Origin of the sequence: Chryseobacterium sp. RR2-3-20, from assembly GCF_017808115.1 — a bacterium.
Taxonomy (GTDB): Bacteria; Bacteroidota; Bacteroidia; order Flavobacteriales; family Weeksellaceae; genus Chryseobacterium; species Chryseobacterium oryzae.
Genome location: NZ_JADQBD010000146.1, coordinates 1 through 1,519, shown reverse-complemented (window position 1 = coordinate 1,519; position 1,519 = coordinate 1). Strand labels below are relative to the sequence as shown.

Below are 1,519 nucleotides of genomic sequence, written 5' to 3'. Positions count from 1 at the left end.
TATTCAGGCAATAATAACTTGAGTAGGTCTTCTGTTTTCATCCTCTGCAAAAATATCAATTTTTAATATTAATCCCCAACTTTTGAAACTGATCCAAAATCAGGGAAACCCGACCAATAGGCAGTCTAACGATTGAACATCTTGCAAAAAGTGGTAACAAAAAGTAAATTATTAAACCATTAAAGTTATCACACAATGAACAAAACATTTAACCTGTTATTCTTTATAAAAAAGAATAAAATCAGAAAAAATGGAACCGCTCCTATCTACTTACGAATTACGATAGACGGCAAGGCTTCGGAGATTGCAGCTAAAAGGTATATAGGCTCACAAAAATGGGATAATAAATCACAGAAAGTTGTTGGCAATAGTCAAGAAGCCAAAACACTAAACTCTTACCTTAAAACGTTAGAACAGCAAGTTTACGATTTTCACTACCTTATGCTGAAAGAAGGAGATTTTGTAACAGCAGAGAGTTTAAAATCTAAACTGCTTGGAATAGATATTGATAGAAGAATGCTTATTCCTATTTTTCAGGAACATAACAAAAAAATGGAAGCCTTAGTCGGTCAGGATTTTGCTCCAGGTACATTGGAACGATACAAAACGTCTTTAAAACACACTCAGGAATTTATAAATTGGAAGTATAAAATTTCCGACATTGATATTGCAAAGATCGATCACGCTTTTATTATGGATTATGATTTCTGGCTTCGTAGTGTGAGAAAGTGCGCTAACAATACTGCTGTAAAATATATAAAGAATTTCAAAAAGATTATTCGACTATGTATGGCGAACGGCTGGCTATTAAAAGATCCTTTTCTGGGTTACAAAGCAAAACTTAAAGTAGTAGAACGTCCCTATCTTACAAAGGAGGAAATTCAGGCGATTTATGACAAGGAATTTGCTTCAGATAGATTGAGTCAAGTTCGTGATATTTTTCTTTTCAGTTGTTATACTGGCTTTGCTTATGTTGATGTGAAAAAATTATCTAAGTCTCATATTAATTTGGGAATAGATGGTGAGAAATGGATATTTACAAATCGGCAGAAAACTGATACTTCAACAAGAGTTCCATTATTAGCTCTAGCACAGGAGATGATTCTAAGATATGACGATCATCCGAAATGTATCAATTCTGATATACTATTTCCTGTGCTTAGTAATCAGAAAATGAATTCTTACCTCAAAGAAATTGCTAATGTCTGTGGGATTAACAAAGAATTGACATTTCATATCGCAAGACATACATTTGCCACTACAATTACATTGTCTAATGGTGTTCCGATCGAAAGTGTGAGTAAAATGCTTGGGCATACTAACATCAAGACCACGCAACATTATGCTAAAATTTTAGATAAGAAAGTTAGTGATGATATGGCAGTTTTAAAGAACAAACTCCAAGATGAATAATAATAAAAACCCGTAGTGCATTATAGAAAAGGTTGCTCAAGTAACTAAAAATTAGTATATTGTATTGACTACCAATCAAATACAATTATGAGCAACCTTGAAGCAA

At 33.0% G+C, this 1,519-nt stretch carries 1 protein-coding gene; it reads left to right on the top strand.

The features are described 5' to 3' along the window. Positions 1–195: 195 nt before the first annotated feature. Positions 196–1,413: a site-specific integrase gene (locus IV513_RS15395; RefSeq protein WP_209391433.1), complete on the top strand. Its 1,218-nt coding sequence runs from the start codon at positions 196–198 to the stop codon at positions 1,411–1,413. The last annotated feature ends 106 nt before the right edge of the window (positions 1,414–1,519 follow it).